Genomic DNA, 24558 nt, shown 5'->3' on the forward strand with positions numbered 1-24558 from the left:
CCCTATCCCTTCTTGCCAGGACCGTAAGATTTTCCGGGATTGCTGGGATCGTGCTTACCCGGATCATTTCCATGTCCGTTGTTGCCGTCATCCACCTCGCCCTTCGGCGGCGGCTCCGGCGGGCTCGGCGGATTGGGCGTGCCCGGACTGGGTGGCGCCGGTGAGTTGCGCTGCTGCGGCCGCGGCGTATGTTCCTGCTGAATGGCAGCCGTAAGCCCGCAATTTCCGCCGATTGCGCCAAAGCTTCCCGAAAGCTGCTGATTGCCGGTCAGAAACGGCAATGCCCGCGAGGTGCCGAGTGTGGTGAGCACGGATCGATTGACCTTGATAACGTCGGTCATTGCGCCCGATGGCGTCGCGACCACACAATCGCAGCGCCGCTTCAGTTCCCTGCATCCGCCGCCGCCGCAGAATCGGGCCGTCCCCTTCAGGAGCACGACGGCGGTTTTGCCGTTGGGCGCGATGTGGACATCGAATGCTGTTCCCCGCACGCCTATCGTGCCCGCAGGCGTCACGATCTGGTAGGCGGATGAAGGCGAGCTTCCGCTTATCCAGCGAAACGTTCCCTTGGCAGCGCGGATGGTAAGCTTCTTCACCGAATTATCATCGTTGAAGACATACTTGTCGATGACGACTGAAGAACCCCATCCCACCGCCAGCTTGGTGCCATCCAGGAACACGAATTGGCCAAGCCCGGAATTGGATGTACTGATCCGTTCGTCCCGATGAACGGGTGACTTGACTTCCAGCGGTCCGCTTGCGCCGGTAACGGCAGTTTTGATCACGACTGCCTGGCCCACTGCTTCGGCGGCTTTGGTGGGTGTCGCATTGTTGAGCGTCGCGGCCAGAGCGACAATAGCAGCCCACCTCAAGGACGGCATAGCATCCTCCTGCAAATGCCTTTATTAGCATATGCTTGAAGAGGAGGCATACATCAATTGAAGTAGGACATAGCTCTTTCGCTCAGGCAGCGCTCGAAAGCACAATCGTCGACGCCAGGCTCTGTGCCGCGCACGGCGCAACAAGACCGGCGTGGCTGATGCGCTGGGGATTGCATCTGATGCGCATGGCAGCTGGGCAGACGTTGAGTAATACAATTGAAAAAATTGCGTCCTCATGTTCAAAGCAGGTCGGTAGACCCGCGAGGATGGTTTCGAATTCCGGGTCGCCCACGGTCCTCAAAACGAGAATTCTAAAAGACGTTCAACAATGACCCAGCACGCACAAGACGCTCGAATTCTCATGTACAGCCACGACACGTTCGGGCTCGGCCACCTGCAGCGCTGTCGGACGATCGCGCATTCGCTGGTCGAGGATTTCCGCGGACTTCAGGTGCTGATCATTTCAGGCGCGCCTATCGCCGGTGCCTTCGACTATCGCGCCCGTGTCGACTTCGTGAAGATCCCCAGCGTCATCAAGTTGCGCAACGGCGAGTACACCTCGCTGGAAAAGGATATCGATCTGCATGAGACGCTAAGGATGCGGCAGTCGATCATCCGCCACACGGCCGAGACCTTCCGGCCGGATATCTTCATCGTCGACAAGGAACCGCTCGGCCTGCGCGGTGAGATCGAGGACACGTTGTCCTACCTCAAGACGCGGGGTACCACGCTCGTGCTTGGTCTGCGCGAGGTAATGGATGCGCCGCATCTGCTCGAAGCAGAGTGGGCACGCAGGGATGTGATGCGCAAGATAGGCCTGTTCTACGACAAGGTCTGGGCCTATGGCCCGCCGGATTTCTACGATCCGTTGACCGGCCTGGATGTGCCGCCGGCTGTCAGGGCAAAGATGAGGTTCGTCGGTTTCCTGCAACGGAGCCTGCAGCGGATCGAGTTGCCCGGCCACCGGCCCGAGGGCGAGTATATCCTCGTTACCACCGGGGGCGGCGGTGACGGCGCGGAACTGATCCACGACGTCATCGATGCCTATCAGCAGGACCCGCAATTGCAGCATAGGGCACTGATCGTGCTTGGGCCTTACATGCCGGCACGCAAGCGCAACAAGCTGCTCAAGAAGGGGGCCAAGATCCCCTACATCAAGATCATCGAGTTCGACAACCGCATGGAAGATCTGATTGCAGGGGCCAAGGCGGTAGTGGCGATGGGCGGTTACAACACCTATTGCGAGATACTGTCTTTCGACAAGCCGGCGCTGATCGTGCCGCGCACCGAGCCTCGGGAGGAGCAATTGATCCGCGCTCGGCGCGCAGCCGAACTCGGCCTCATCGAGATGCTTTTGCCGGAAGAAGCCAAGGATTCCCAGCGGTTTGCCGATGCGCTGGTGATGCTGCCGGACCGGCCCCGCCCATCCCAGAGCAATCCGCATCTGAGGCTGGAAGGGCTGCCCCATATTTCCGAAATCGTCGCGGAACTGCTCGACCGGCGGGCCAGTCCTCACCTTTCGGTCATTGAAGGAATGAACTGAGTTGCGACGCCGCAAGATCGTCGTGGTTCTAAAGGGCTATCCACGGCTGTCGGAAACCTTCATCGCGCAGGAACTGCTCGGTCTGGAGCGCGCGGGGTTCGACCTGATACTCGTCGCGCTCAGGCGGCCGACCGACGCAAAACGCCACCCCGTGCATGACGAGATCAAAGCGCCCGTCCATTATCTGCCGGAATATCTGCATGAAGAGCCGCTGCGCGTGGTTCGCTCGCTGTTCGCCTATCTGCTGCGGCCGGGCTTCTGGCGCGCGCTCGGATCGCTGGCTGCCGATCTCCCCCGCGACTTTACGCGCAATCGCGTGCGCCGCTTCGGGCAAGCGCTCGTGCTGGCGGCCGAATGGCCGGAAGACGCGGGATGGTTGCATGCACATTTCGCGCACACGCCGGCATCGGTGACGCGCTATGCCAGCCAGCTTCGCAGCCTGCCCTGGAGCTGCTCGGCCCATGCCAAGGACATCTGGACTTCGGCGGACTGGGATCTGGCCGGCAAGCTCTCCTCCGCGCGCTGGACGGTCACCTGCACGAAAACCGGTTTCGACCGTCTGAAAGAACTCGCCAACGGCAAGTCGTCCGTGCATCTGAGCTACCATGGGCTCGACCTTGATCGCTTCGGCAGTTTCGGCGAGGCGCGAAAGCAGCATGACGGCTCGGCGCCGGACGAACCGGTCATCATTCTCAGCGTCGGGCGCGCCGTTGAAAAGAAAGGTTACGATACCTTGCTGCAGGCCCTTGCCCTCTTGCCTGGCGATTTGGCGTGGCGTTTCGAGCATATCGGCGGCGGCGAGCACCTGGAACGGCTCAAGGCCCTGGCGCAAAAGCTCGGACTGGATGGCCGCGTCTCCTGGAAGGGCGCGCTTGCTCAGGAGGAGGTGCTTGACCACTACCGCCGCGCCGACATCTTCGCCTTGGCCTGCAGGATCACCGCGAATGGCGACCGGGACGGTCTGCCGAATGTTCTAGTGGAGGCGGCCAGCCAGCGGCTTGCCTGCGTGTCGACCGATATTTCCGGCGTGCCGGAGCTTTTATCGCCGGATGAAACCGGGCTGCTGGTTCCGACGGAAAACCCAATTGCCCTGGCACAGGCGCTGGAGCGCCTGATCCGTGATCCCATGCTGCGCGCCCGTCTCGGCGACGCCGCGGAGCGGCGCGTGCGCGGCAATTTCGATCATATGGCAAGCATTGGACAGCTCAAGGAACTGTTCGAGCGCGAGTGGCGGGCCGCCGATTGAAGCAGCTGCGCGCCTTCCTCTATGTCCAGCACCTGCTCGGCATCGGCCATCTCGCGCGCTCCAGCCGCATCGCAGCGGCCCTGGTCGATGACGGGTTTGACGTAACCGTCGTGACCGGCGGCGCGCCGATCGCGGGGTTTCCGGGACCAGGGGTAAAAACTGTAACCCTGCCACCTGTCACCTCCGGCGATGAAGGATTTTCCGGACTTGTCGACCTGCAGGGCAAACCCATCGACGACGATTTCAAGAAGCGGCGTTCAGAGATGCTGCTGCAGGCATTCCGGGATTGCAGGCCCGATATCGTGATCGTCGAGGCGTTTCCATTTGGACGCCGGCAGATGCGTTTCGAACTCTTGCCGCTGATCGAGGCCATCGATGCGACGTCGCCCAGACCGCTGCTGGCGACCTCCGTCCGTGATATCCTTCAGGAACGCGTCAAGCCGGGCCGAAACGAGGAAACGGTCGATCTCATCAACAGGCATTTCGACCTTGTCATGGTCCACGGCGATCCGGCTTTCGCAACCATCGACAAGACATTTCCACTGGCTGGGGCGATCAGGGCCGAGGTTGCCTACACAGGCCTCGTTGCTGCGCCGCCACCGCCCGCGGCCTCCGAGCGCTTCGATGTGCTGGTGTCGGTTGGCGGCGGAGCTGCCGGAAGGAGCCTTGTCAGCTCCACCGTCGCAGCGGCGCAGAATGCCAACAACGGCTGGAAATGGTGTTTGATCACCGGGCCAAACCTGCCGAAAGACGAGTTTGACGCGATCGCACGCGATGCCACGCCGGGTCTGTCCATCTTCCGGTTCCGCGAGGATTTCGCCAGCCTGCTGACGGGCGCCCGCCTGTCGGTCTCGCAGGCGGGTTACAACACGGTCTGCGATGTCCTGCGCGCGGGTTGTCGCTCCCTGCTTGTTCCATTTGCAGCCGGCGGGGAAACCGAACAGACGGTTCGCGCCCTGATGCTCGAACAACTCGGTCTTGCAACGGTGCTGATGGAAAAGGACCTGACGCCCGAAGGTTTGGCGCAGGCGATCGAACAGGCGCTTGTGGCACCGACGCCATCCGCGCATCGTCTCGATCTGGAAGGGGCGTGTCACTCGGCGCAAATCCTGCGCGAGCGGCATCGAACATGGTCCCTAAAAATGGGGTCCGGTCTCGGAAAAAGGACATGATCAAGCAGACGGCGGGGCCTAAAGCGCGTCGCGCTGAAACGGATTCAGTCGACGCGCTTTAAGTCTTTGTTTTGATGCATGTCGTTGTCCAAACCGCTACGCGCTTTTGGGCGAAATGCTTAAACAGTTCCAATCAGCATGAAGCGCGTATATTTCTTTGTCGGCAGTTCGCCGGAGAACCGCACCTCCCTGAGCGCCGCCATTGCCTCGAAGGCTGCCAGTGAAGCCACGCAGTTGATGTGTGTCGGCTCGCTGAAATAATCGTTGGATTGCAGCAGTACATTCGTACCCCGCGGAAGCAGGGCAAGCCAGGCGCGCAGATCGGCTATGTGTTCGCAGCTCGTATTGACCACCAGGTCGGGCCGGCCGGCCGCATAGTCGAGTGCGTACATATCTGCCGTCAGCGCCCGAAACCGGTCGCCGGCTTCCCGGTTGAGGGTTTGGGCGACCGGCGCGACTTCGGGGTCGATGTCGATGCTGTCGACCGCCGCGACGTCGAAGCGGGCGTCGTTGAAAAGCATTGCCGGCAATATGCCGTACCATCCACCCACAACCCATATGCGCCCGAACCGGCCGCCGCAGCTTTCGAACAGCCTGTCGAGCGCCCACATCTTGCAGGCGACCTGCTTGTGATTGAAGGCGTTGGCGATGTCGGCCTTCGGATGCTTGGCGATGACACGCGCCAGCCCTGCCACGAGAGGGTGTTTGACATAGGCAGCAATTCCCCGCGTGAGGTCCAAAGCCTGCTCGTGCCCGTCCATGCCGGCATTGCGCGGTTGCGTAACATCCATCATATTCGCCTTGTACGTTGGGATTTCGGGCGACACAACGCAATCTTGCCCCGCCAAGCCGCCTCGCAGGCTTCGAACGTGTCGCCGGCGATGATTGCCGATGCGCCGTTCACCGGCTGGTACTTTTACTTTGTTCCTTAAACTGAAGGTCCGCAGTCCAATATGGAAGCCAGCCTAGCCCGCTATATCTGGACGCACACCAAGAAGCAGCAGCTCTGGATATTGATTATCGTCTTGCTTTCGATGATCCCGTATTTCATGTCCTTTGACCTGCCGAAGCTGATCGTCAACGGCCCGATCCAAGGTAGAGGCTTCGAGCAACCGGGCGCGACCCAGTCATTCATGAGGCTCCACTATAACTTGCCGTTCATTGGAGAGGTCCAGTTCTTCTCCGGTTTTCAGCTCGACCGCACGGCGACGCTGTTTGCCCTGAGCCTTGTGTTCCTCTTGCTGGTCGTCATCAACGGCCTGTTCAAACTCTACATCAACACCTACAAGGGCCGGCTCGGCGAACGCATGCTGCGGCGTATCCGCTTCGATCTGGTCGATCGTGTGCTGCGGTTTCCGCCCCGTTACTTCACGCGTGTGAAATCCGCCGAAGTGGCAACCATGGTGAAGGACGAGGTCGAGCCGCTGGGCGGCTTCATCGGCGATGCCTTCCTGCAGCCGGTGCTGCTCGGTGGCCAGGCGCTGACGGCCATGCTGTTCATCCTGGTCCAGAACTTCTGGCTCGGAATGATAGCGGCCGTGATCGTGGCGATCCAGATCGTGCTCATCCCGCGAATGCGGCGGCGGCTGATCGTGCTCGGGCGCAAACGGCAGTTGACGGCGCGCGCGCTTTCGGGCCGCGTTGGCGAAATCGTCGACGGCATCGGCGCGGTTCACGTCCACGATACATCAAACTACGAGCGCGCCGACATAGCTGCCCGGCTCGGGCTCATCTTCAAGATCCGCTTCGATCTTTACCAATGGAAATTCATGGTGAAGTTCCTGAACAATTTCCTCGCGCAGGTCACGCCGTTTCTGTTCTACATGGTCGGCGGGTATCTGGTTATCCAGGGGCGGCTGGATGTCGGCCAGCTCGTGGCCGTAATCGGCGCCTACAAGGACCTGCCCGGACCGATGAAGGAACTGATCGACTGGGATCAGGACCGGCAGGATGTCCAGGTCAAATATCAGCAGGTCGTTGAACAGTTCACGGTTGAGGGTCTCATTGCGCCGAGAATCGGGGCATTGACGATCGACGATCCCGGTCCGATGACCAACCCGCTGTCGGCGATCAGCCTGTCCATGGCAGACGATGGCGGTGCAATGCTCCTCGACCGTGTCTCCCTCCAGGTCAAGCCGGGCGAGACGGTGGCGCTGGTCAGCACCGCAACAGGTGGCGCGGAGGCGCTTGCGGAGGCCTTCGCGCGACTGAACTGGCCGAACAGCGGAAGGGTCGCTTCGGGCGCCGACGACCTGCTTGAACTCCCCGAGGCAGTGACCGGCCGGCGCATGTCCTATGCCTCGTCGGATGTTTTCCTGTTCCAGGCAAGCCTCCGCGACAACCTGCTCTACGGGTTGAAGCATGCGCCGCTGACATCGGTGACTTATGACGGTGTCGCGGCAGACCAGCGCCGCTGGAACATCAGCGAGGCGAGCCGGTCGGGCAATCCGGATCTCGATATCCACAGCGACTGGATCAACTATGCTTCCGCCGGCGCTACCGGCCCGCACGACCTCTTTGAAGCCGTGCGCCGCGTGCTCGACGCGGTTGTTCTGTCACGCGACATTCTGGATCTTGGCTTGCGCTCTTCGGCCGACCTCACGCGTCACACGGAGCTTGCCAGGCGTATCGTCGAACTGCGCGCGGCGCTGCGAGCCCGGCTGGAACACGAAGGGCTGAGCGGACTGGTGGTTCCTTTCGAACCGGGCGCCTACAACAAGGAAGCAACGATCGGCCAGAACCTGCTCTTCGGCGCTGCCGCCGGCCCGGATCTGGCCGACAGGGCTCTGGCGGCAAATCCCTATTTTGCTTCCGTGCTGAGGCAAGCCGGCCTCGATCGCACGCTCTACGAAATGGGCATGGAGATCGCCGAACAGGCGATCGAGCTGTTTGCCGACCTGCCGCCCGATCACCCGTTCTTCCAGCAACTCACCTTCATGAGCGCCGAGGAGATACCCGCCTACGAAACCTTGCTGCAACGGCTCAAGAACCGTCCCTACGAGACGGTTTCGGAGAGCGACCGCGCCATGATCGTCACCTTGAGCTTTGCCTATATCGAGCCCCGGCATCGCTTCGGCCTGCTGAGCGACGAATTGATGAACAACATCGTCGCCGCACGCAACCGGTTCTATGAAGACCTGCCGCCCGAGTTGCAAAACGCGGTCGAACGGTACGATCCTGCCAAATACATTGCCGCGGCTACCGTCATGGACAATGTCCTGTTCGGGCGTCTGGGCAGCAACCACCCCGACGCGCCGGACCGAATACGCTCCATCGTCTATGACATTCTTGATGAACTGGGGCTTTATGCCGAACTGCTGGATGTCGGTTTGGACTTCAACGTCGGCGCCGGCGGCAGGCGGCTGACCGGTGGACAGCGACAGAAGCTCGATGTTGCCCGGGCCCTGCTCAAGCGTCCCGATTTTCTCATCCTCAACCGGCCGCTGTCTGCGCTCGACCAGCGCGTACAGGACAAGGTGCTGCAAAACGTGCTCGAGGAAGCCAGACGCGACGGCCATTCGCCGGCAATTGTGTGGGTCGTGACGAATCCGGCAATGGCGATGATGTTCGATCGCGTTGTCGTCTTCGACTCGGGTCGTTTGGTGGAAGACGGAACACACGAGGGACTTTTGGCAGGGGACGGTATTTTCAAGGAACTGCTGTCATAGAGCATTGGACATTCAGAGATGATCATTCTGCCGGTGGGAACTTACCGCAAGGTCAAGGGATTAAGGTTTTCGGCTGATCGGGCTCGCCACGTTTCGCGTGGTTCGTCCCGCTATCCGCAAGCAGAATTGATTCCATCTGCGCGTCGGTTGTTCTAGTCTCGCAGACGTGAATGTTGGGAAGGTTTGCGACAATGCTGCTCAAGGATGAGGTTGGAATGCTGCAACGCGTTCCCTTGTTCTCCGGCATAGAGCCGGCAAAGCTCAAGCTGCTTGCGTTCACATCCGATCGCGTAAGCTACAGCGCCGGCCAGATTCTTTTCCGGCAGGGCGACGAGGGAGACGCCGCCTATGTCATCCTTTCAGGCAAGGCGGATATTCTGGTCGATTCCGACAGCGGACCGATAAAAGTTGCCGAACTGGTGCCAAATTCGATCGTTGGCGAGATCGCCATATTGTGCAACAGCAATCGCACTGCCACCGTCAAAGCCGCAAGTCCGCTGGAAGCCTTGAGAATCCGCAAGGATCATTTCCTGAGGCTTATGAGGGAGTTCCCTGACATGACCATCGAGATGGTGCGGGTCCTCGCCGATCGCCTGAGCCATACGACCGCGGATCTAATCGACGCACGGAGCGCCAAGTAACGAGTGACGCGCGCTTGATCCTTGCCGTCGTGACGACACCGGCTACCATGGGCGACTGGACTGTGAAGGGCTAGCATGGACGACGACGTTTTCCTGGTCAGGTTTTGGGGCGTCCGCGGCAGCATTTCGGTATCGGGGCCAGAATTCTCCCGCTATGGCGGCAACACGATCTGCATTGAGATGCGATGCGGCAAGCATACGCTTCTGTTCGACGCGGGCTCTGGCCTGCGGCCTGCCGGCAGGGCGCTTCAGGCCTCGGGCGTGACCGATTTCGACCTGTTTTTCACCCATTGCCATTACGATCACATCATTGGGCTGCCGGCTTTCAAGCCGATCTATGACCGGAGCGTCAAGGTCAGGCTCTGGTCCGGCCACCTAGCAGGACGCACGACGACCCGGCAGATGGTCGATGAATTCATGCGGCCGCCGTGGTTTCCGGTGAGGCTCGATATCTGCAAGGCAACCATCGACTGCCGCGATTTTGTATCCGGAGACGTGCTTCGGCCGCGCGAAGGGGTGGTGGTCCGAACGGGCAGTCTCAACCATCCGGGCGGCTGCATAGGCTACCGGGTCGAATGGGGCGGCCGCGTCGTGGCGATGATCACAGACACTGAGCACGAGCCGGACAAACTCGATCAGGCGGTGCTCGGCCTGATCGAAGATGCCGACCTCGTCATTTACGATTGCACCTACACCGAGGAGGAAATGGAACACCGCCGTGGAAACGGGCACTCGACGTGGCAACAGGGCGTCAAGCTCTGCGAGGCGGCCGGTGCGCGGGAGCTTGCGCTGTTTCACCACGATCCGGCACGCACCGACAATGAACTGGACGAGATCGAGAAATTGGCCAAGGTGAGGTTTGCCGGCGCTTTTGCCGCGCGGGATGGCCAGACGCTCGAATTTCCGGCCTCATCGCGCAAAGCGCGCTGAGCTATTTTCCTCTATCTTCTTGTTTTGACGCAATTCCGGACGGAAAACCGCTCACACTTTTCCTGGAATTGCTCTACCGGCGCTGCGCCCGATCAATGTTTTGATCGGAAGCCATGCGCAGGCTTCAGTCCGTGCGGTGACTGAGAACAGCTGTTCGAGGAAAAGCCAGGCCGATTCATCATGGACCAAATGGTGGGTGAGCAGGCCGACCGGTTCGCCGCCGCCGGGCGCATGCCGCAATTGCGCGATGATAGCCTGAACCAACAGGCCATGATCGCGGCAACCGCGCGTGCCATGCCAATCCATGATGTCGACATTGCTGTTGATGACCGCCAGTGAAGCCGGTTTCGGCGGCCCGAAGACCGACAATGCCGCAAATCCTATCGACCCAAGGTCGGATACCAAGCCGGCGTCTATCCTGTTCCAGGGTGGCACCAGCATCGGAACGGCACGTGCGCCGTGCAGGCCCGTTACGTGCGACAGCCCGCGGGCCAGATCATCGAGCACCGCCTCGCGTGGCCGATGTGCGCCGAGTTCCTGCTTTTTCTGGTCCTCTGGCGCATGATTTCGGTGCGCCCAGCCATGGATTGCGACCGTGGCATGCGACGCTTCGTCAAGCCGGACGACAAGCTTCTCGTCGGTTAGGGCCGGAATGACGGCGAGAGTGACCGGAACCGCGAATTGACCGGTGAGGTCGAGCAGCCGATCAAGCGCAGGCGTCGGATCCACGGCGTCATCGTCGCGCAGCCAGAACTCTGTCTTGCGGTCCGTCCGTTGCAGGCACGCCAGTTCTTCCACCAAGGGTTGCCAAATCTGATCGGACGTCATGACACCGGGATCTTCGCCAGGAGTGCGGCCAGACGCGCCGCCGCAGCATCGAGGGAACGTTCCTCGAGGACGAAGCGTCTGGCTTCCGCAGCCATGATGGTTCTTTCGGCGTCACGGACCAGAAGCCTTTCAATGGCGGAGGTGAACGCCCCCACATTGCCCGGCGGGGTGAGAATCCCGGTCTGGCCATCCCGCACGACCTCCGGAACGCCGGCGATGTCTTGAGCCACCACCGGAAGGCCGGCCGCCTGTGCTTCAAGATAGGCAACGCCATAGGCCTCGCCGCAACCCGGCCAGACGTAAATCCCGCCACCGTAGAGGACATCCGGCACGGCGGCAGGCTCAATCGCGCCGAGCCATTGGATACGATCGGCGGGCAAGCCGGCGAATTGCGCTTTGACCTCGTCACGGGCAGGCCCGTCCCCGACAACCGACATGGTCCAGGGCAGGTGGCCGATCGGACCGAGCGCTTGCGCCAGCATGCGATAGCTTTCGACTTTGTCGCCCGGGCGCATCATGGCGACGGTAACGAGGCGGGTCGGACAACCCCGTGCCGGCATTTCCCGGTATGCCGCCGTGTCAATGAATGGCGAAAGCATACCGAAAGCGGCGCCGGGAATCGCGTCTGCAAGTCCCTGACGATCTCTCTGTGTGAAGCAGATGTTTAGCGCTGCCTGTCCGACGGCTCGCGCCACCAACGCTTGCGTATCGGCCCATAGACCGGCGTTGCGCCGCCTCGAATAGGAGGCTTCCGCTGTTGCATAGGGGACAGCAAAGGCCGACGCCAGCTCTGGTCCGATCAGGTCGGGCGCCTTGTAGTAGGGATGGTAGGTAAACCAGAGATCGGGCTTGCCGTCACGATCCCAAAGCCTTGTCAGCCGCGCGGTTTCCTCCCGGGCCGCGATTTTGAGCGCATCGAAACTTCTCGGCTCCGGTTCGCGTAGATAAAAGCGCAATTCGGATGCAAGTTCGACGCTATGCCCTCCATGCTCCAACGCCTTGACCAGCGTCCGCGCCATCTGGCGGTCGCCGGAGGCAACGGGATCATTGGGTGACTTCAGCGGCGCGTAAAAGGCAATTCGCATCGCCGGACCCTATCATCGGAATGCCGGCGCAAGTCAATTTCGAAGCATGATCGACTTCACTCTTCAAGCAGTGGAATGTGCTATCTGATGTCCATGGAAACAGCTGTCGCGTCCGACCCGTTCGTTGCTTCTCTGCCGGTGTTGGCAAAGTTCGAAAGCGTTGCCGACATCGACAACTATCGGCCTCTCCCCGATGGCTGGGCGCTGGCGACCGCAGACATTGTCGGCTCGACCAAGGCGATCGAGGCCGGACGCTATAAAACCGTCAATATGGCCGGCGCCAGCGTTATTTCGGCTGTACTCAATGCGCTGGGTCGGCAAGATCTTCCTTTTGTCTTCGGCGGCGACGGTGCGCTCGTGGCGTTTCCCGGCTCCGCGCTGGAGATAACCCGCAACGCGCTAGCCGCTGTCCAGAGATGGGTGGCGGAAGAACTGGACCTGATCTTGCGCGCCGCAATCGTGCCGATAGAGGACATAAGAGCGCAAGGCCTCGATGTTCGCGTGGTGAGGTTCCAGGCCTCCGAAGCAGTTCTCTATGCCATGTTCGCCGGCGGCGGCGGCAGTTGGGCGGAAGCCGAGATGAAGGCGGGGCGCTATCGCATCGATCCGGCGCCGGCCGGCGCACGTCCGGATCTGACCGGCCTCTCCTGCCGCTGGAACCCGATCGAAGCCCGGCATGGCGAAATCGTCTCGATCATAGCCGTACCGGGGGCATCGCGCGATTCGCGCGGTTTTCAATTTCTGGCTTTCGACATCATCGCCCTTGCCGGCAGGCAGGAACGCGATGGCCACCCGGTGCCGGCGGACGGGCCGAACTATAGTCTACTGCCCGCCGGCCTCGATATCGAGGCGCGGGCCACGGCGCCTGCGGGACGGCGGTGGCTGGCGAAGCTGTGGGTTGTGTTCCTGATGACGCTCACGGCTGTCACCGATAGGTTTGGCTGGACCATCGGTAGGTTCGATCCGAAGATCTACAAACGCGACGTGGCCAGCAATTCGGATTTCCGGAAGTTCGACGATGGCTTGAAGATGACCATCGACGTTGACGAGGACGTCTTGCGACGGATCGAGAACCGGCTGAGACAGGCGGAAGAGGCGGGCATCTGCAACTATGGCCTGCACCGCCAGAAATCGGCCTTGATGACGTGCCTCGTCGCCTCGCCGCTGCAGCGCGATCACCTTCATTTCATCGATGGTGCGGCCGGCGGCTATGCGATGGCTGCCGCGAGCCTGAAGGCGAAGGTGCCGGTCTGACGACGGCTTGCGGAAATCGCTTTTCCACAATATGCCTCGGCGTACCTGGGACGGGTGGCCTCGTCAGGGAAGCGGACAGCCTGTCCGAATTGGCGGAAAGCAGATTTTTGGACGCCTCGCGATCGACATATGACAGTCTACTGAACCGGATTTCGACGCGCGCTGCGCAAGTCGGCGTAATCGGACTGGGCTATGTCGGGTTGCCGCTGGCGGTTGCGATCGCACGCGCCGGCTTCCCGGTTTCCGGCTTCGACATCGAAGCCCAGAAGGTCGAGAGCCTGAACAACGGCCACTCCTACATCGAGGCGGTGACGTCGACAGCCCTTGCCGGCCAGGTGGCGAGCGGACGGTTCCGCGCCACCGCGGACTTTGCCGAACTGGCCGACTGCGATGTCGTCATCATCTGCGTTCCGACACCGCTGACGAAAAACCGCGAGCCGGATCTCTCCTTTGTCAGGAACACGGCAGGCACCATCGCGAAGCATCTGCGTCTCGGCCAGCTGATCGTGCTGGAATCGACCACCTATCCCGGCACCACCGACGACGTGATCAAGCCCATACTGGAACAAACCGGCCTGCGGTCGAAGATAGACTTCTTCCTCGGCTTCTCGCCCGAACGCGAGGATCCCGGCAACCGCAGCTTTGAGGTCGCGACGATCCCCAAGGTCGTGGCGGGTGACGGCATTGAAGCGGCGGCGCTCGTGCAGGCTTTCTACCAGGGCGTGGTCAAGACCGTCGTCCCGGTTTCCACCACGGCGACAGCCGAGGCGGTCAAGCTGACGGAAAACATTTTCCGCTCGGTCAACATAGCCCTGGTCAACGAGTTGAAGGTCGTGCTCGGCGCAATGGGCATCGACATCTGGGAGGTGATCGAGGCGGCAAAGAGCAAGCCCTTCGGCTACATGCCTTTCTATCCCGGTCCCGGACTTGGCGGGCACTGCGTTCCGATCGATCCTTTCTACCTGACGTGGAAGGCGCGCGAATACGAACTGCCGACCCGCTTCATCGAGCTGGCGGCAGAGATCAACACGGCCATGCCGCGTCATGTGGTCGATGAGCTGGCGAAGGCGCTGGATCGGCGCTGCGGCAAGGCGCTCAGCCGCTCGCGCATTCTCATCATTGGGCTCGCCTATAAGAAGAATGTGCCCGACATCCGCGAAAGCCCTTCATTGCGACTCATTGAACTCATCGAGGAATGGGGCGGCAAGGCGGAATTCCACGATCCGCACGTTAGAGAAATTCCGACCACACGGGAGCATATGGCGATCAAGGGGCGTCGGTCAGTCGAATTGAGCGAGGCGGCCTTGAAGGATTTCGATGCTGTCGTCGTTGCAACCGACCACGACGCGATCGACTATCAGGCGATCGCCGATCACGCCCTTCTGATCGTCGACACACGCAATGTTTTTGGCCGCCTCGGGCTGGTCCGAGAGACGGTGGTGAAGGCCTGACGGCGTCTGAGCCGGCGAATTTTTTGCCCAGTGTCAGGATCGTGGTTGCACTCCGCCGGCTGCCTCGCCACATAACGCCATAAAACACAGATGCATTTACGCCTTCTCCTTGGCAGCAAGGATAGTCATCCGGGAAATTCTTCGCCGCTTTTGTCGCCGAAGCCGGCCTCGTTGACTTCGGGTGTCTTATCGCTGGGTCGTTGGCGGACTGTGTTATGACAGATCAGAGGATAATGGCTCCGTCTTCGACGGGTTTCGAGATAGCATGAGCACATCGCAAGCAGAAATTTCCACCATTCTCATGGATAAGGTTGCCGATTGGCTGACCCACTCGGCACTGGCGGGCAACGACCTGGAAACATTGGTAAATGGCTTTTGCGAACGGCTGGCTGCTGCCGGCCTGCCGCTGAAGCGGGTGCATTTGAGCTTCTCGATGCTTCATCCGCTTTATGACGCGCTTGGCTTCACCTGGGTTCGCGGCCAAGGCATCGAAGTGGAAAGCTTCCGCAAGCAGGCCGGCGCGCCGTCTGACAGATTCCTGACCAGCCCATACTACCATCTGCTCAGCAATAAGCTCGACCATCTGCGACGTCGGCTCGACCCGTCGGTGCTGTCGGAGTTTCCTGTTTTCGATGACCTCCGGCTTATGGGCGTCACCGATTACATGGCTTTCGTCCATCCCTTCAGCGGCAACACCAGTCAGGGCATGATGGGGTCTTGGTCCACCGACAGCGCCGCAGGCTTCAGCGAAAGTATGATTTCGGCGCTGCTGCGCATCCAGAGCCATCTCGCTATCGCCACCAAGATGGCGGTGCTCACCAAGCTCGCCGACAACATGATGACCACCTATCTCGGCGGCGACGCCGGCAGGCGCGTGCTGGACGGCCAGATCAAGCGCGGCGAGGGCGATACGATCCGGGCCGCATTGGTCATGGCCGATATGCGTGGGTCGTCAAAGCTTGCCGAAACCTCCGGTCGCGAAATCTATATCGATACGCTGAACCAGTTTTTCGACGCCGTTGCTGCACCTTTCAATCGCAACGGCGGGCAGATCATGAGTTTCATCGGGGATGGCTTCATTGCCGTCTACCCTTGCGAAAGGCACCGCTCACAGTCCGAGATCGCCTGCCAGGCTGCCCTCGCGGCAGCCCATAAGGCCACCGCGCGGATGATGGATCTCAATCTGCGCAGAAAGGAAAAGGCGTTGTCCGACATTAAATTTGGTATCGGCCTGCATGTCGGCAATGTGATGTTCGGCAATGTCGGGCTTACCGACCGGCTTACATTCTCTGTCTTCGGCGCGGCTGTAAACGAGGTTCAGCGCCTCCAGACCCTGACCAAGAAATATCCCCACAGCGTTCTCGCCAGCGAACACTTCGCCAGCTATTGCGGCGCCAACGGCTGGTTGACGCTCGGCAAGGAGGAACTGGTTGGCATCAAGCAGAAGCTGACGGTGCTTTCACCCGATTTGTCGGGTGCTCTCGCAGTCGATGAAGACGGTACGCTGGAGCCGATTTACGACCGAAGATCGGACGCCGAGCAGGTCATGCTGCTTCATCGCGATGCCGGGCGGCTGTCGGCGGGCGACCCGACGAAGCTTCAGTAACCGCCACGATCCGATCCGAACGCCTTTGGCATGCATCCGGTCACCCGTTCCGCCAGGGGACCGGCGACCGTTTCGAATCCAAGTTGCTCTAGGCTGGCAATGCGCTAGTCTCGCTTTCTGGGACCCGCCAGAGTGGGGCTGGTGTGAGAATGAATTTGGGTGTTGATCTACTGCGGATCGAAGATGTTGGCATCTCCTTTGCCATTATCGGGGGACCGTTGCATGCCGTCAGGCGCGCAAATCTTCGCGTTCTGCCCGGCAAGGTTACCGCGCTTGTGGGCGAGTCAGGTTCCGGAAAGTCGGTTCTGAGCCAGGCCGTGATGGGCATTTTGCCGAACACAGCCCATGTTCGCGGCCGTATCCTGTTTTCCGATCCCGAAAAACCCGGCACGACGCAGGATATCCTCAAGATGCCGCATGATGGACCCGAAATCCGGGCGTTGAGAGGCAGCCGCATCGGCAAGATCTTTCAGGAGCCGATGACATCGCTGTCGCCGCTGCACACGATCGGCAACCAAGTCAGCGAATCCCTGCAGATTCATACGCCCATGGCTCGCGCGGAGCGCAAGGCGCGGACCGAGGAAATGCTCAGCCTTGTCGGCTTTCCCAACCCCAAGCGCGCCTACGACATGTATCCCTTCGAACTTTCGGGAGGGTTGCGTCAGCGCGCCATGATCGCCATGGCGCTTATCTGCCGGCCCGCACTGTTGATCGCCGACGAGCCGACGACGGCGTTGGACGTCACCATCCAGGCGCAGATCCTACACTTGCTGCGCGGGCTTCAGACCAAGCTGAACATGGCGATGCTGCTGATCACGCACGACCTCGGCGTCGTCGCCAATGTCGCCGACGAGGTGGTGGTCATGTACCATGGCGAGATCATGGAAGCGGGACCTGTCGAGGCGATATTCCGCCGGCCAGGCCACCCTTACCTGAAGGGCCTGATGGCAGCCGTACCGCATTTCGACCTGAAGCCTGGCGAAAGGCTAAAGGCGCTCCGCGAGGTGCCGGTGAATGTCGGGAACCTGCTCGGCAAGCAGACGGCGCCGCCATCGAAGGGGCCAGACGATATCCTGCTGTCGGTCAGGGATCTGAAAAAGACCTTCACCATCCGCAAGTCCGGATGGTTCGGCGGGGATCATCAAACCACTGTTCGCGCCGTGGACGGCGTGAGCTTCGATATCAAGCGAGGTGAATGCCTGGGCCTGGTCGGCGAAAGCGGCTCCGGCAAAACCACCGTCAGCAAGATCCTCATGCGGGCTGTCACTCCCAGCGGCGGTTCTGTGATCTTCAACGGCCGCGACGGACCGATCGACGTCTTGCAAGGCGAGGCAGACGCCCTGCGCATGCTGCGCGCGAAAATCCAGATGGTTTTCCAGGATCCGGTTTCGTCGCTTTCACCGCGCATGACGGTGGAGAACATCTTGAGCGAGCCGCTGGAAATACATCAACGCGGCAATGCCGCGTCCCGACTCGCCATGGTCAAGAACCTGATGCAGGCAATCGGGCTCGATCCGCGCTTCATCAAGCGTTACCCGCACAGTTTCTCCGGCGGGCAGCGTCAGCGTATCGGCATCGCGCGCGCGTTGGCGCTGGGGCCTGAACTGCTGATCTGCGACGAGCCGGTTTCGGCGCTCGATGTCTCTGTCCAGGCGCAGATCCTGAACCTTCTGAAGGACCTGCAGAAGGAACTGGGCCTGACCTACCTGTTCATATCCCACAACCTGGCGGTGGTGGACTACATGGCAGACCGCATCGCGGTGATGTGCGGCGGGCGTATCGTCGAGCTCGCGCCGCGCGAAATCCTGCTCAGGAAACCGATCCACCCCTACACGCGCTCACTGGTCGCCGCAGTGCCTTTCCCCGATCTCGACAGGCCGATGGATTTCAGGACGCTGAAGCTCAGCGGCGCTTCCGACACCAGCGCATGGGGGGCGCAATTCCGCGACGATGGCGACGGGGGCATACTGTCGCCGCTCGATCTTGGCGGCGGCCACCTCGTGCTGGCCCGGCGTTCGGCCGATTTCAGCGAGTTGCGCCATTGATCAGCCGGCGCACCGTCCTTGGACTCATGGCTTCGGCATTTGTGCCGAGCACGTTGCGCGCGGGCGATCTGGAGCCGGAATTTCTTCAGCCGCTGCTGAAGGCCCTGGCGCTGCCGGCACTCGCCAAACGCTTGCCCAAGAGCCCGCGCGTGGTGAATCTCGCTGCGATAGGCCGACAGCCCGGCCAGTATGGCGGCACGCTGCGCACGATTATCGGCACCCAGAAAGATATCCGGCTGATGACGATCTATGGCTATGCTCGCCTGGTCGGCTATGACGAAAAGCTCAACCTGCAGCCCGACATTCTCGAGAGTTTCGACGTAGCGGATGATCGGGTCTTCACTTTCAAGATACGGGAAGGACATAAATGGTCTGACGGCAGCCTGCTGACGCCGGAGGATTTTCGCTATTGCTGGGAAGATGTCTGGCTGAACGATGAGCTTTCGCAAGGCGGGCTCGCCCCGGCCCTGCTGGCGGACGGCAAGCCGCCGCGCTTCGAGATCGTCGATCCGTTGACGGTGCGCTACAGTTGGGATGCGCCCAATCCCGACTTCCTGCCCAAGCTCGCCGCTGCTTCGCCGCTATCGCTTGTCCTGCCGGCCGCCTATCTCAAGCAGTTCCACAAGAAATACCAGGATCCGTTCCGGCTCGCCGGCCTGATGGAGGAGAACAGGGCCAAGAAATGGACGCTCCTGCATATCCGCATGTCGCGGCAGTATCGCCCGGAGAACCCGGAACTGCCGACGCTCGATCCCTGGCGGAACCGGACCAAGCCGCCGGCTGAGCAGTTCGTCTTCGAGCGGAACCCGTTCTTTCATCGAATAGACGAGAATGGCCGGCAACTGCCGTACATTGACCGGGTTGTCATGAATGTCAGCTCGTCGGCGATCATTTCCGCCAAGACCGGTGCGGGCGAGAGCGACCTGCAATGCATGGGAATTGACTTCAGCGACTACGCCTTCCTGAAGGACGCGGAGAAGCGCTACCCGGTGAAGATGCATCTGTGGAAACGCACACAGGGTTCGCGGCTGGCGCTGCTGCCCAATCTGAATTGTGCCGACCCGGTGTGGCGTGGCCTTCTTCGCGACGTACGCGTGCGCCGCGCGCTTTCGCTCGCAGTGGACAGGCGCGAGATCAATTTGGCCGTCTTCTACGGATTGGCTCAGGAAAGTGCCGATACTGTCCTGCCGGAGAGCCCGCTCTACCGGCCGGAATTCGCGAAAGCCTGGGTCGCCCACGATCCCGACCGGGCCAACGCCCTGCTCGACGAGGTCGGGCTTAAGACGCGCGACGATGACGGTCTGCGGATCCTTCCCGATGGACGCCCGGCGCAGGTCATCGTGGAAACGGCCGGCGAGAGCACGCTGGAAACCGACGCGCTCGAACTCATCACCGATCACTGGCGGCAGGTCGGCATCGCCCTGTTCGTCCGGACTTCGCAGCGAGACATCTTCCGCAGCCGCGCGCTTGGTGGCGAGATCATGATGTCGATTTGGTCGGGCATCGACAATGGCGTGCCGACCGCCGACATGAACCCGTACCAGTTGGCCCCCACCATCGACGACCAGTTGCAATGGCCGCTCTGGGGTGCTCACTACTTGTCTCACGGCACGGTCGGCGAGGCGCCCGACCTTCCGCCTGTGGTCGAGTTGATGGCTTTGCTCAAGCGCTGGAACGAATCGACCGAAGCCACGGAGCGCGCTGAAATCTGGAATTCAATGCTGTCGATCTACACCGATCAGGTGTTTTCGATCGGCACGGTGAACGGAACGCATCAGCCGGTTCTAGCGTCCTCGCGGCTGCGCAATCTGCCTGACAAGGCGCTCTACGGCTACGACCCGACCGCCTATTTCGGTGTCTATATGCCGGACACATTCTGGCTTGGAGAGTCCTGAGCGTGCTTCGATATATTGTCTGGCGCATCGCCGTGATGGTTCCAACGCTGCTGGTCATATCGGCGCTGGTGTTCACGATCATCGAACTTCCCCCGGGCGACTATTTCGACAGCTATGTTTCCGAGCTTCGGGCTCAGGGCGAAGCGGTGGATTCCGATCGCATCCAGATGATGCGGAAGGAGTATGGTTTCGACAAGCCGCCGGTCATTCGCTACTTCTACTGGGTCGGCGGAATGCTGCACGGCGATTTCGGCTATTCCTTCGAATATGAGCTGCCGGTTCGCGATGTCATCGGTGACCGAATGTGGCTGACCGTGCTGGTTTCCTTCGTCACGATCATCTTCACCTGGCTCATAGCCTTTCCGATCGGCATGTACTCCGCCACGCATCAATACAGCTGGGGTGACTACGGCCTGACGTTGTTCGGCCTTCTAGGCCTTGCCATTCCAAACTTCATGCTGGCGCTGATCCTGATGTATTTCGCAAACATCTGGTTCGGCACGTCCATCGGCCATCTCATGGACCAGCAATATCTCGGCGAGCCGATGAGCTGGGCCAAGGCGAAGTCAATCCTCGCCCATCTCTGGATCCCGGTCTTGATCATCGGCACCGGGGGCACGGCAAGCATGATCCGGCGGCTGCGCGCCAATCTGCTCGACGAGCTTCACAAGCAATATGTCGTGACCGCGCGCGCCAAAGGCCTTCACCCCTTCAAGGCGCTGGTCAAATATCCGCTGCGCATGGCGCTCAATTTCTTCATTTCAGACATCGGCTCCATCCTGCCGGCCATCATTTCCGGCGCCGAAATCACGGCGATCGTGCTGTCATTGGAAACGACCGGGCCGATGCTCATCAGGGCGCTGCAGAGCCAGGACATGTATCTGGCAGGGTCGTTCCTGATGTTCCTCGCCTTCCTGACGGTCATCGGCGTGCTGATTTCCGACCTGGCGCTGGCGCTGCTTGATCCACGAATTCGTTTGCAGGGCGGCAGCACCAAATGAACACGCAATCGCCGCTGCCCGCTCCGGGTGCCCCATTGCAACACTACGTTTCCATCGCGCCCTTCGACTTACAGTCGGTAGAGGCGATGACGGCGGAGCAGTCGAAGGTCTTTCAGGCGTCGCAATTGCGGCTGATGTGGTGGAAATTCCGACGGCACCGGCTTGCCCTTATATCCGGCATATTCCTGGCAGCGCTTTATCTCGGGATACTGATCTGCGAGTTCCTGGCGCCCTACAATCTGCACACGCGCAACATGGACTACATCTATTCGCCACCGCAGCGGGTGCATCTTTTCCACAACGCCCAGTTCGTCGGGCCGTTCGTCTATGGCCGCCGGATGACGCTGGATATGGACACGCTCAAGCGGAACTACATCGACAAAAAGGACGATGTTCAGCGCATCCGTTTCTTCTGCAAGGGCGACAGTTACCGGTTCTGGGGCCTGATCGAAGGTGACAGGCATCTTGTCTGCCCGGCCGAAAACGGCCAGCTCTTTCTGGCCGGCACCGACAGGCTGGGGCGCGATGTGCTCTCGCGCATCATCTATGGCGCACGCATTTCACTGACGATCGGCCTTGTCGGCATCGCTTTCAGCTTCCTCCTCGGCATCGTCATCGGCGGACTGGCCGGCTATCACGGCGGTATCTTCGACCTGATCGTTCAACGCATAATCGAAGTTCTGCAATCGATCCCCAGCATTCCGCTGTGGCTGGCTCTGGCGGCGATCATGCCGATAACCTGGAGTCCGATCCTGATCTATTTCGGCATCACCGTCATCCTCGGGCTGCTCCACTGGACCGGACTGGCGCGGGCCGTGCGTTCAAAGCTTCTGGCGTTGCGCGAGGAGGATTATGTTCTGGCCGCGCAATTGATGGGCGCCAGCAGCGGCCGCATTATCCGGCGTCACCTCATTCCCGGCTTCATGTCGCATCTGATCGCGACGGCGACGATCTCCATACCCGGCATGATCCTGGGCGAGACGGCGCTGAGCTTCCTCGGGCTCGGCCTGAGGGCGCCGATAACCAGCTGGGGCATCCTGCTCACCGAGGCGCGCAGCGTCAGCGTGATCGCGTTCTATCCATGGCTGCTTTTGCCGATCCTGCCCGTCATTCTCGTCATCCTGGCGTTCAACTTCCTCGGCGACGGCTTGCGGGACGCCGCAGACCCCTACAAGTGACGACATCGCTATGCCGCCGAGCGCCGGGCCGGCGACTCCACCCGGTACGATCCTTTTCGGGCAGCCCGTTCGGTTGTTGCAGTGTTCATCGTTGGCCTCTATATGCGGCGATGCTCGATCGGGGTGTAATAAGTCGCCCTCGGATTTCACCCGCGAACCGTTCTGGTCGCCGGGCGTTGCTGATTTCATCGACTGGTTCAGGACGTACAATCGCATATGAGTCGCCTCGATAGTTTCATCCGCAGGATGACGGCACAGCGCGATATCCTCGATCAGGTCTGCGCCGAGGTGGCGAAGATGGAGGGGCCGGTGATCGAGCTCGGCCTCGGCAATGGCCGGACGTTCCACCATCTGCGCGAGCGCTTGCCCGGACGCCGGATCGTGGCGTTCGACCGCGCACTTGCCGCACACGCCAGCTCAATTCCCGAAGCTGAAAACCTCGTGCTCGGCGAAATACGCGAGACGGCGAGCAGGTTCTTTGGCATCGACGCCGCCCTTGTTCACGCCGATATCGGCACCGGCTATGAAGATCTCGATGCAGTGACCGCTACCTGGCTTCCCGATCTGACCGTGCGCCTGCTTCGCGTCGGCGGCATCGCGGTCAGCGGCACGCCGCTCGATCACCCGCAGTTGCAACGCCTCCCGCCGCCGCCCTCGGTGCCCACCGATCGTTATTTTATCTGCAGGCGCGTGTGAAAGGGCGAGAAGTCTTCAGGGGATCGTATAGACCGCTATCTCCCGCTCGATGCCGCGCAGCGAGACCTCATGGGGCACTGGCGTCAGCGCGTTCCTGTGCAACAGATCGGCGGTGAGATTGTCGTCGACCACCGCACGAGTGGCGAAGATCGCCTGTGCGTTGGCTAGGTTCTGGACCCGCGAAGCAATGTTGACCGTCTGGCCGAAATAGTCCTGTCGCTCGTTCATAGATACGGCGATGCAAGGGCCGGCATGGACTCCGATCTTGAGCAGCAGATCCTCGCGCCCGCTCTTCTCATTGAGCGCACGCATTGCATCGCGCATCCTGAGGGCCGCGGCAATCCCACGATCAGGCGTCGCGAAGGTCGCCATCACAGCATCACCGATCGTCTTCACCACCGCGCCTGCCTCCGCCGCGACGATCTCGTGCAGAACCTGGAAATGCTCGCGCACGAGATCGAAGGCTGAAAGGTCGCCCACCCGCTCGTAAAGCTCGGTCGATCCGCGCAGGTCGGTGAACAGGAAGGTCAGGCTGGTGATCTTCAGGCGCTGGTTGATGTCGAGCGTATCCGTGCGATAGAGATCGCGGAACGTCTGGTTGGTGAGCAGGCGCTTGGCGGTCAGGAAGGGCCGGCGTTTGCCCAGGAGATCATGCAATTCCTTTCCGGCGATGAAGACCGTCGGCAGCACGCGGGTGTCGGTCCTGTTTTCCAGCGAAATGCGCAACGGGCCGGGTTGCATCTCCAGCGTCTGGCTCTGGATATGCTCGCGGTCGAAGACCAAGGACAGGCTTCGGCGCTCCTTTGTCGGTTCGCCCTTGACGTCGATGAACTGCACTGAATGGGTGACCGGCTCGAAGACGATGATGAATTCGGACGGAAGCTGCACGGGCAGAACAGCTCTTTCACCGGGCGCAAGCTCGATATCCTCCAGCGAGAACGCTTCCATCGTCTTGGCGAAATCCTCTTCCGGCAGATCGACGCCGGACGCCCAGTAGATCTGGCGGAAATATTCCACCAACGGCAGTTCGTGTGGATTGTGGGCGGCAATCTTGCGCACGCGGGGACTGACGGTGAATGTCACCTCGACCATCTCGTCGAGGGTCGGCGAATAGCCCTCGGCGCACAGCGAGCAGGTGTATTCGTCCTTCTGCAGGGTTTTCAGCGTGGCGTTGGTGTCGAGCACGCCGCCACAGCCGGGGCATAGAACATTCCAGGAAATGTCGAAGATGCCCACCCGCGCCGCATGGAGAAAGGCGCCTATGGCGCGTTCCTCCCCGAGGCCATGCTTGCTGGCGAAGGCTAGCGCATTGATGCGGCAAAGTTCGCGGTCCTTGCCTTCCGCGATGGTTCGCTCGATCGCGTCGATTGCCTGTGGATCGACATTGGTCGATTGCCGCAGAAGCGAGAACAGATCCTGACCTTCGTTCATCGTACAG

General features: G+C 60.9%; 19 protein-coding genes. 14 read left to right on the forward strand and 5 right to left on the reverse strand.

Annotated elements, in window-relative coordinates; genetic code table 11:
- Window positions 1-2: 2 nt before the first annotated feature.
- The gene (locus tag EOA38_RS01795) at window positions 3-881 is read right to left on the reverse strand and encodes a FecR domain-containing protein (RefSeq protein WP_127298292.1); all 879 of its coding nucleotides are present in this window, start codon (window positions 879-881) and stop codon (window positions 3-5) included.
- Between the two features lie 328 nt (window positions 882-1209).
- On the opposite strand from EOA38_RS01795, the gene EOA38_RS01800 reads away from it, so the two are divergent.
- Genes EOA38_RS01800 through EOA38_RS01810 form a run of 3 tightly spaced genes read left to right on the forward strand, consistent with a single transcriptional unit; the run spans window position 1210 to window position 4842 of the window.
- Window positions 1210-2424: a glycosyltransferase family protein gene (locus EOA38_RS01800; RefSeq protein ID WP_126090206.1), complete on the forward strand. Its 1215-nt coding sequence runs from the start codon at window positions 1210-1212 to the stop codon at window positions 2422-2424.
- 1 nt (window position 2425) lies between these two features.
- Window positions 2426-3670, forward strand: coding sequence for a glycosyltransferase (locus EOA38_RS01805; RefSeq protein ID WP_127298293.1), 1245 nt, complete (start codon window positions 2426-2428; stop codon window positions 3668-3670).
- Window positions 3667-4842 (forward strand): glycosyltransferase family protein, encoded by a 1176-nt coding sequence (locus EOA38_RS01810; protein WP_127298294.1) that lies wholly within the window; start codon window positions 3667-3669, stop codon window positions 4840-4842. The genes EOA38_RS01805 and EOA38_RS01810 overlap by 4 nt, the downstream gene beginning before the upstream one ends.
- Before the next feature lie 119 nt (window positions 4843-4961).
- Here the strand turns inward: EOA38_RS01810 and EOA38_RS01815 are convergent, their stop codons facing one another.
- Complete coding sequence (locus EOA38_RS01815) at window positions 4962-5633, reverse strand: class I SAM-dependent methyltransferase (RefSeq protein ID WP_127298295.1); 672 nt, start codon at window positions 5631-5633, stop codon at window positions 4962-4964.
- 162 nt (window positions 5634-5795) lie between these two features.
- On the opposite strand from EOA38_RS01815, the gene EOA38_RS01820 reads away from it, so the two are divergent.
- From EOA38_RS01820 to EOA38_RS01830, 3 genes are all read left to right on the forward strand, one after another.
- On the forward strand, window positions 5796-8510 hold the full coding sequence (locus EOA38_RS01820) for an ABC transporter ATP-binding protein (RefSeq protein WP_127298296.1): 2715 nt from the start codon (window positions 5796-5798) through the stop codon (window positions 8508-8510).
- A gap of 191 nt (window positions 8511-8701) precedes the next feature.
- Entirely contained in the window at window positions 8702-9151 is a 450-nt protein-coding gene (locus EOA38_RS01825; protein WP_126090201.1) for a cyclic nucleotide-binding domain-containing protein, read from the forward strand.
- 75 nt (window positions 9152-9226) lie between these two features.
- Window positions 9227-10081, forward strand: coding sequence for an MBL fold metallo-hydrolase (locus tag EOA38_RS01830; protein ID WP_127298297.1), 855 nt, complete (start codon window positions 9227-9229; stop codon window positions 10079-10081).
- Between the two features lie 51 nt (window positions 10082-10132).
- On the opposite strand, the gene EOA38_RS01835 is transcribed toward EOA38_RS01830, so the two are convergent.
- Together EOA38_RS01835 and EOA38_RS01840 are read right to left on the reverse strand one after the other, a co-directional pair.
- Window positions 10133-10909, reverse strand: a complete 777-nt coding sequence (locus EOA38_RS01835) for a polysaccharide deacetylase family protein (RefSeq protein ID WP_127298298.1) — start codon at window positions 10907-10909, stop codon at window positions 10133-10135.
- Window positions 10906-11994 (reverse strand): glycosyltransferase family 4 protein, encoded by a 1089-nt coding sequence (locus EOA38_RS01840; protein WP_127298299.1) that lies wholly within the window; start codon window positions 11992-11994, stop codon window positions 10906-10908. Before EOA38_RS01840 ends, EOA38_RS01835 begins: the two co-directional genes overlap by 4 nt.
- 93 nt (window positions 11995-12087) lie before the next feature.
- Here EOA38_RS01840 and EOA38_RS01845 point away from each other — a divergent pair, with 93 nt between their 5' ends.
- From EOA38_RS01845 to EOA38_RS01880, 8 genes are all read left to right on the forward strand, one after another.
- A complete protein-coding gene (locus EOA38_RS01845; protein WP_127298302.1) occupies window positions 12088-13248 on the forward strand; it encodes a DUF3095 domain-containing protein in 1161 nt (386 codons plus the stop codon).
- Window positions 13249-13355: 107 nt separating this feature from the next.
- Window positions 13356-14699: a nucleotide sugar dehydrogenase gene (locus tag EOA38_RS01850; protein WP_127298300.1), complete on the forward strand. Its 1344-nt coding sequence runs from the start codon at window positions 13356-13358 to the stop codon at window positions 14697-14699.
- Between the two features lie 265 nt (window positions 14700-14964).
- Entirely contained in the window at window positions 14965-16305 is a 1341-nt protein-coding gene (locus tag EOA38_RS01855; RefSeq protein ID WP_127298303.1) for an adenylate/guanylate cyclase domain-containing protein, read from the forward strand.
- A gap of 149 nt (window positions 16306-16454) precedes the next feature.
- Window positions 16455-18350 carry an ABC transporter ATP-binding protein gene (locus tag EOA38_RS01860; RefSeq protein WP_126090195.1) on the forward strand — a complete coding sequence of 632 codons (1896 nt, stop codon included), beginning with the start codon at window positions 16455-16457 and terminating at the stop codon, window positions 18348-18350.
- A complete protein-coding gene (locus tag EOA38_RS01865; RefSeq protein WP_126090194.1) occupies window positions 18347-20245 on the forward strand; it encodes an ABC transporter substrate-binding protein in 1899 nt (632 codons plus the stop codon). The genes EOA38_RS01860 and EOA38_RS01865 overlap by 4 nt, the downstream gene beginning before the upstream one ends.
- A 2-nt stretch (window positions 20246-20247) precedes the next feature.
- Window positions 20248-21246 (forward strand): ABC transporter permease, encoded by a 999-nt coding sequence (locus tag EOA38_RS01870; RefSeq protein ID WP_126090193.1) that lies wholly within the window; start codon window positions 20248-20250, stop codon window positions 21244-21246.
- The gene (locus EOA38_RS01875; RefSeq protein WP_127220061.1) at window positions 21243-22424 is read left to right on the forward strand and encodes an ABC transporter permease; all 1182 of its coding nucleotides are present in this window, start codon (window positions 21243-21245) and stop codon (window positions 22422-22424) included. Before EOA38_RS01870 ends, EOA38_RS01875 begins: the two co-directional genes overlap by 4 nt.
- 216 nt (window positions 22425-22640) lie before the next feature.
- Window positions 22641-23120 (forward strand): class I SAM-dependent methyltransferase, encoded by a 480-nt coding sequence (locus EOA38_RS01880; protein ID WP_126090191.1) that lies wholly within the window; start codon window positions 22641-22643, stop codon window positions 23118-23120.
- A 15-nt stretch (window positions 23121-23135) separates the two neighbouring features.
- On the opposite strand, the gene EOA38_RS01885 is transcribed toward EOA38_RS01880, so the two are convergent.
- Window positions 23136-24551, reverse strand: a complete 1416-nt coding sequence (locus EOA38_RS01885; protein WP_127298304.1) for an adenylate/guanylate cyclase domain-containing protein — start codon at window positions 24549-24551, stop codon at window positions 23136-23138.
- Window positions 24552-24558 lie beyond the last annotated feature (7 nt).

This window comes from Mesorhizobium sp. M1E.F.Ca.ET.041.01.1.1 (assembly GCF_003997355.1).
GTDB lineage: Bacteria > Pseudomonadota > Alphaproteobacteria > Rhizobiales > Rhizobiaceae > Mesorhizobium.

What these genes read in the sequence shown, in the direction of transcription:
- EOA38_RS01795 (WP_127298292.1), bottom strand. Translation starts at nt 881, where the DNA reads ATGCCGTCCTTGAGGTGGGCTGCTATTGTCGCTCTGGCCGCGACGCTC.
- EOA38_RS01800 (WP_126090206.1), top strand. Translation starts at nt 1,210, where the DNA reads ATGACCCAGCACGCACAAGACGCTCGAATTCTCATGTACAGCCACGAC.
- EOA38_RS01815 (WP_127298295.1), bottom strand. Translation starts at nt 5,633, where the DNA reads ATGGATGTTACGCAACCGCGCAATGCCGGCATGGACGGGCACGAGCAG.
- EOA38_RS01820 (WP_127298296.1), top strand. Translation starts at nt 5,796, where the DNA reads ATGGAAGCCAGCCTAGCCCGCTATATCTGGACGCACACCAAGAAGCAG.
- EOA38_RS01825 (WP_126090201.1), top strand. Translation starts at nt 8,702, where the DNA reads ATGCTGCTCAAGGATGAGGTTGGAATGCTGCAACGCGTTCCCTTGTTC.
- EOA38_RS01830 (WP_127298297.1), top strand. Translation starts at nt 9,227, where the DNA reads ATGGACGACGACGTTTTCCTGGTCAGGTTTTGGGGCGTCCGCGGCAGC.
- EOA38_RS01835 (WP_127298298.1), bottom strand. Translation starts at nt 10,909, where the DNA reads ATGACGTCCGATCAGATTTGGCAACCCTTGGTGGAAGAACTGGCGTGC.
- EOA38_RS01840 (WP_127298299.1), bottom strand. Translation starts at nt 11,994, where the DNA reads ATGCGAATTGCCTTTTACGCGCCGCTGAAGTCACCCAATGATCCCGTT.
- EOA38_RS01845 (WP_127298302.1), top strand. Translation starts at nt 12,088, where the DNA reads ATGGAAACAGCTGTCGCGTCCGACCCGTTCGTTGCTTCTCTGCCGGTG.
- EOA38_RS01855 (WP_127298303.1), top strand. Translation starts at nt 14,965, where the DNA reads ATGAGCACATCGCAAGCAGAAATTTCCACCATTCTCATGGATAAGGTT.
- EOA38_RS01860 (WP_126090195.1), top strand. Translation starts at nt 16,455, where the DNA reads ATGAATTTGGGTGTTGATCTACTGCGGATCGAAGATGTTGGCATCTCC.
- EOA38_RS01875 (WP_127220061.1), top strand. Translation starts at nt 21,243, where the DNA reads ATGAACACGCAATCGCCGCTGCCCGCTCCGGGTGCCCCATTGCAACAC.
- EOA38_RS01880 (WP_126090191.1), top strand. Translation starts at nt 22,641, where the DNA reads ATGAGTCGCCTCGATAGTTTCATCCGCAGGATGACGGCACAGCGCGAT.
- EOA38_RS01885 (WP_127298304.1), bottom strand. Translation starts at nt 24,551, where the DNA reads ATGAACGAAGGTCAGGATCTGTTCTCGCTTCTGCGGCAATCGACCAAT.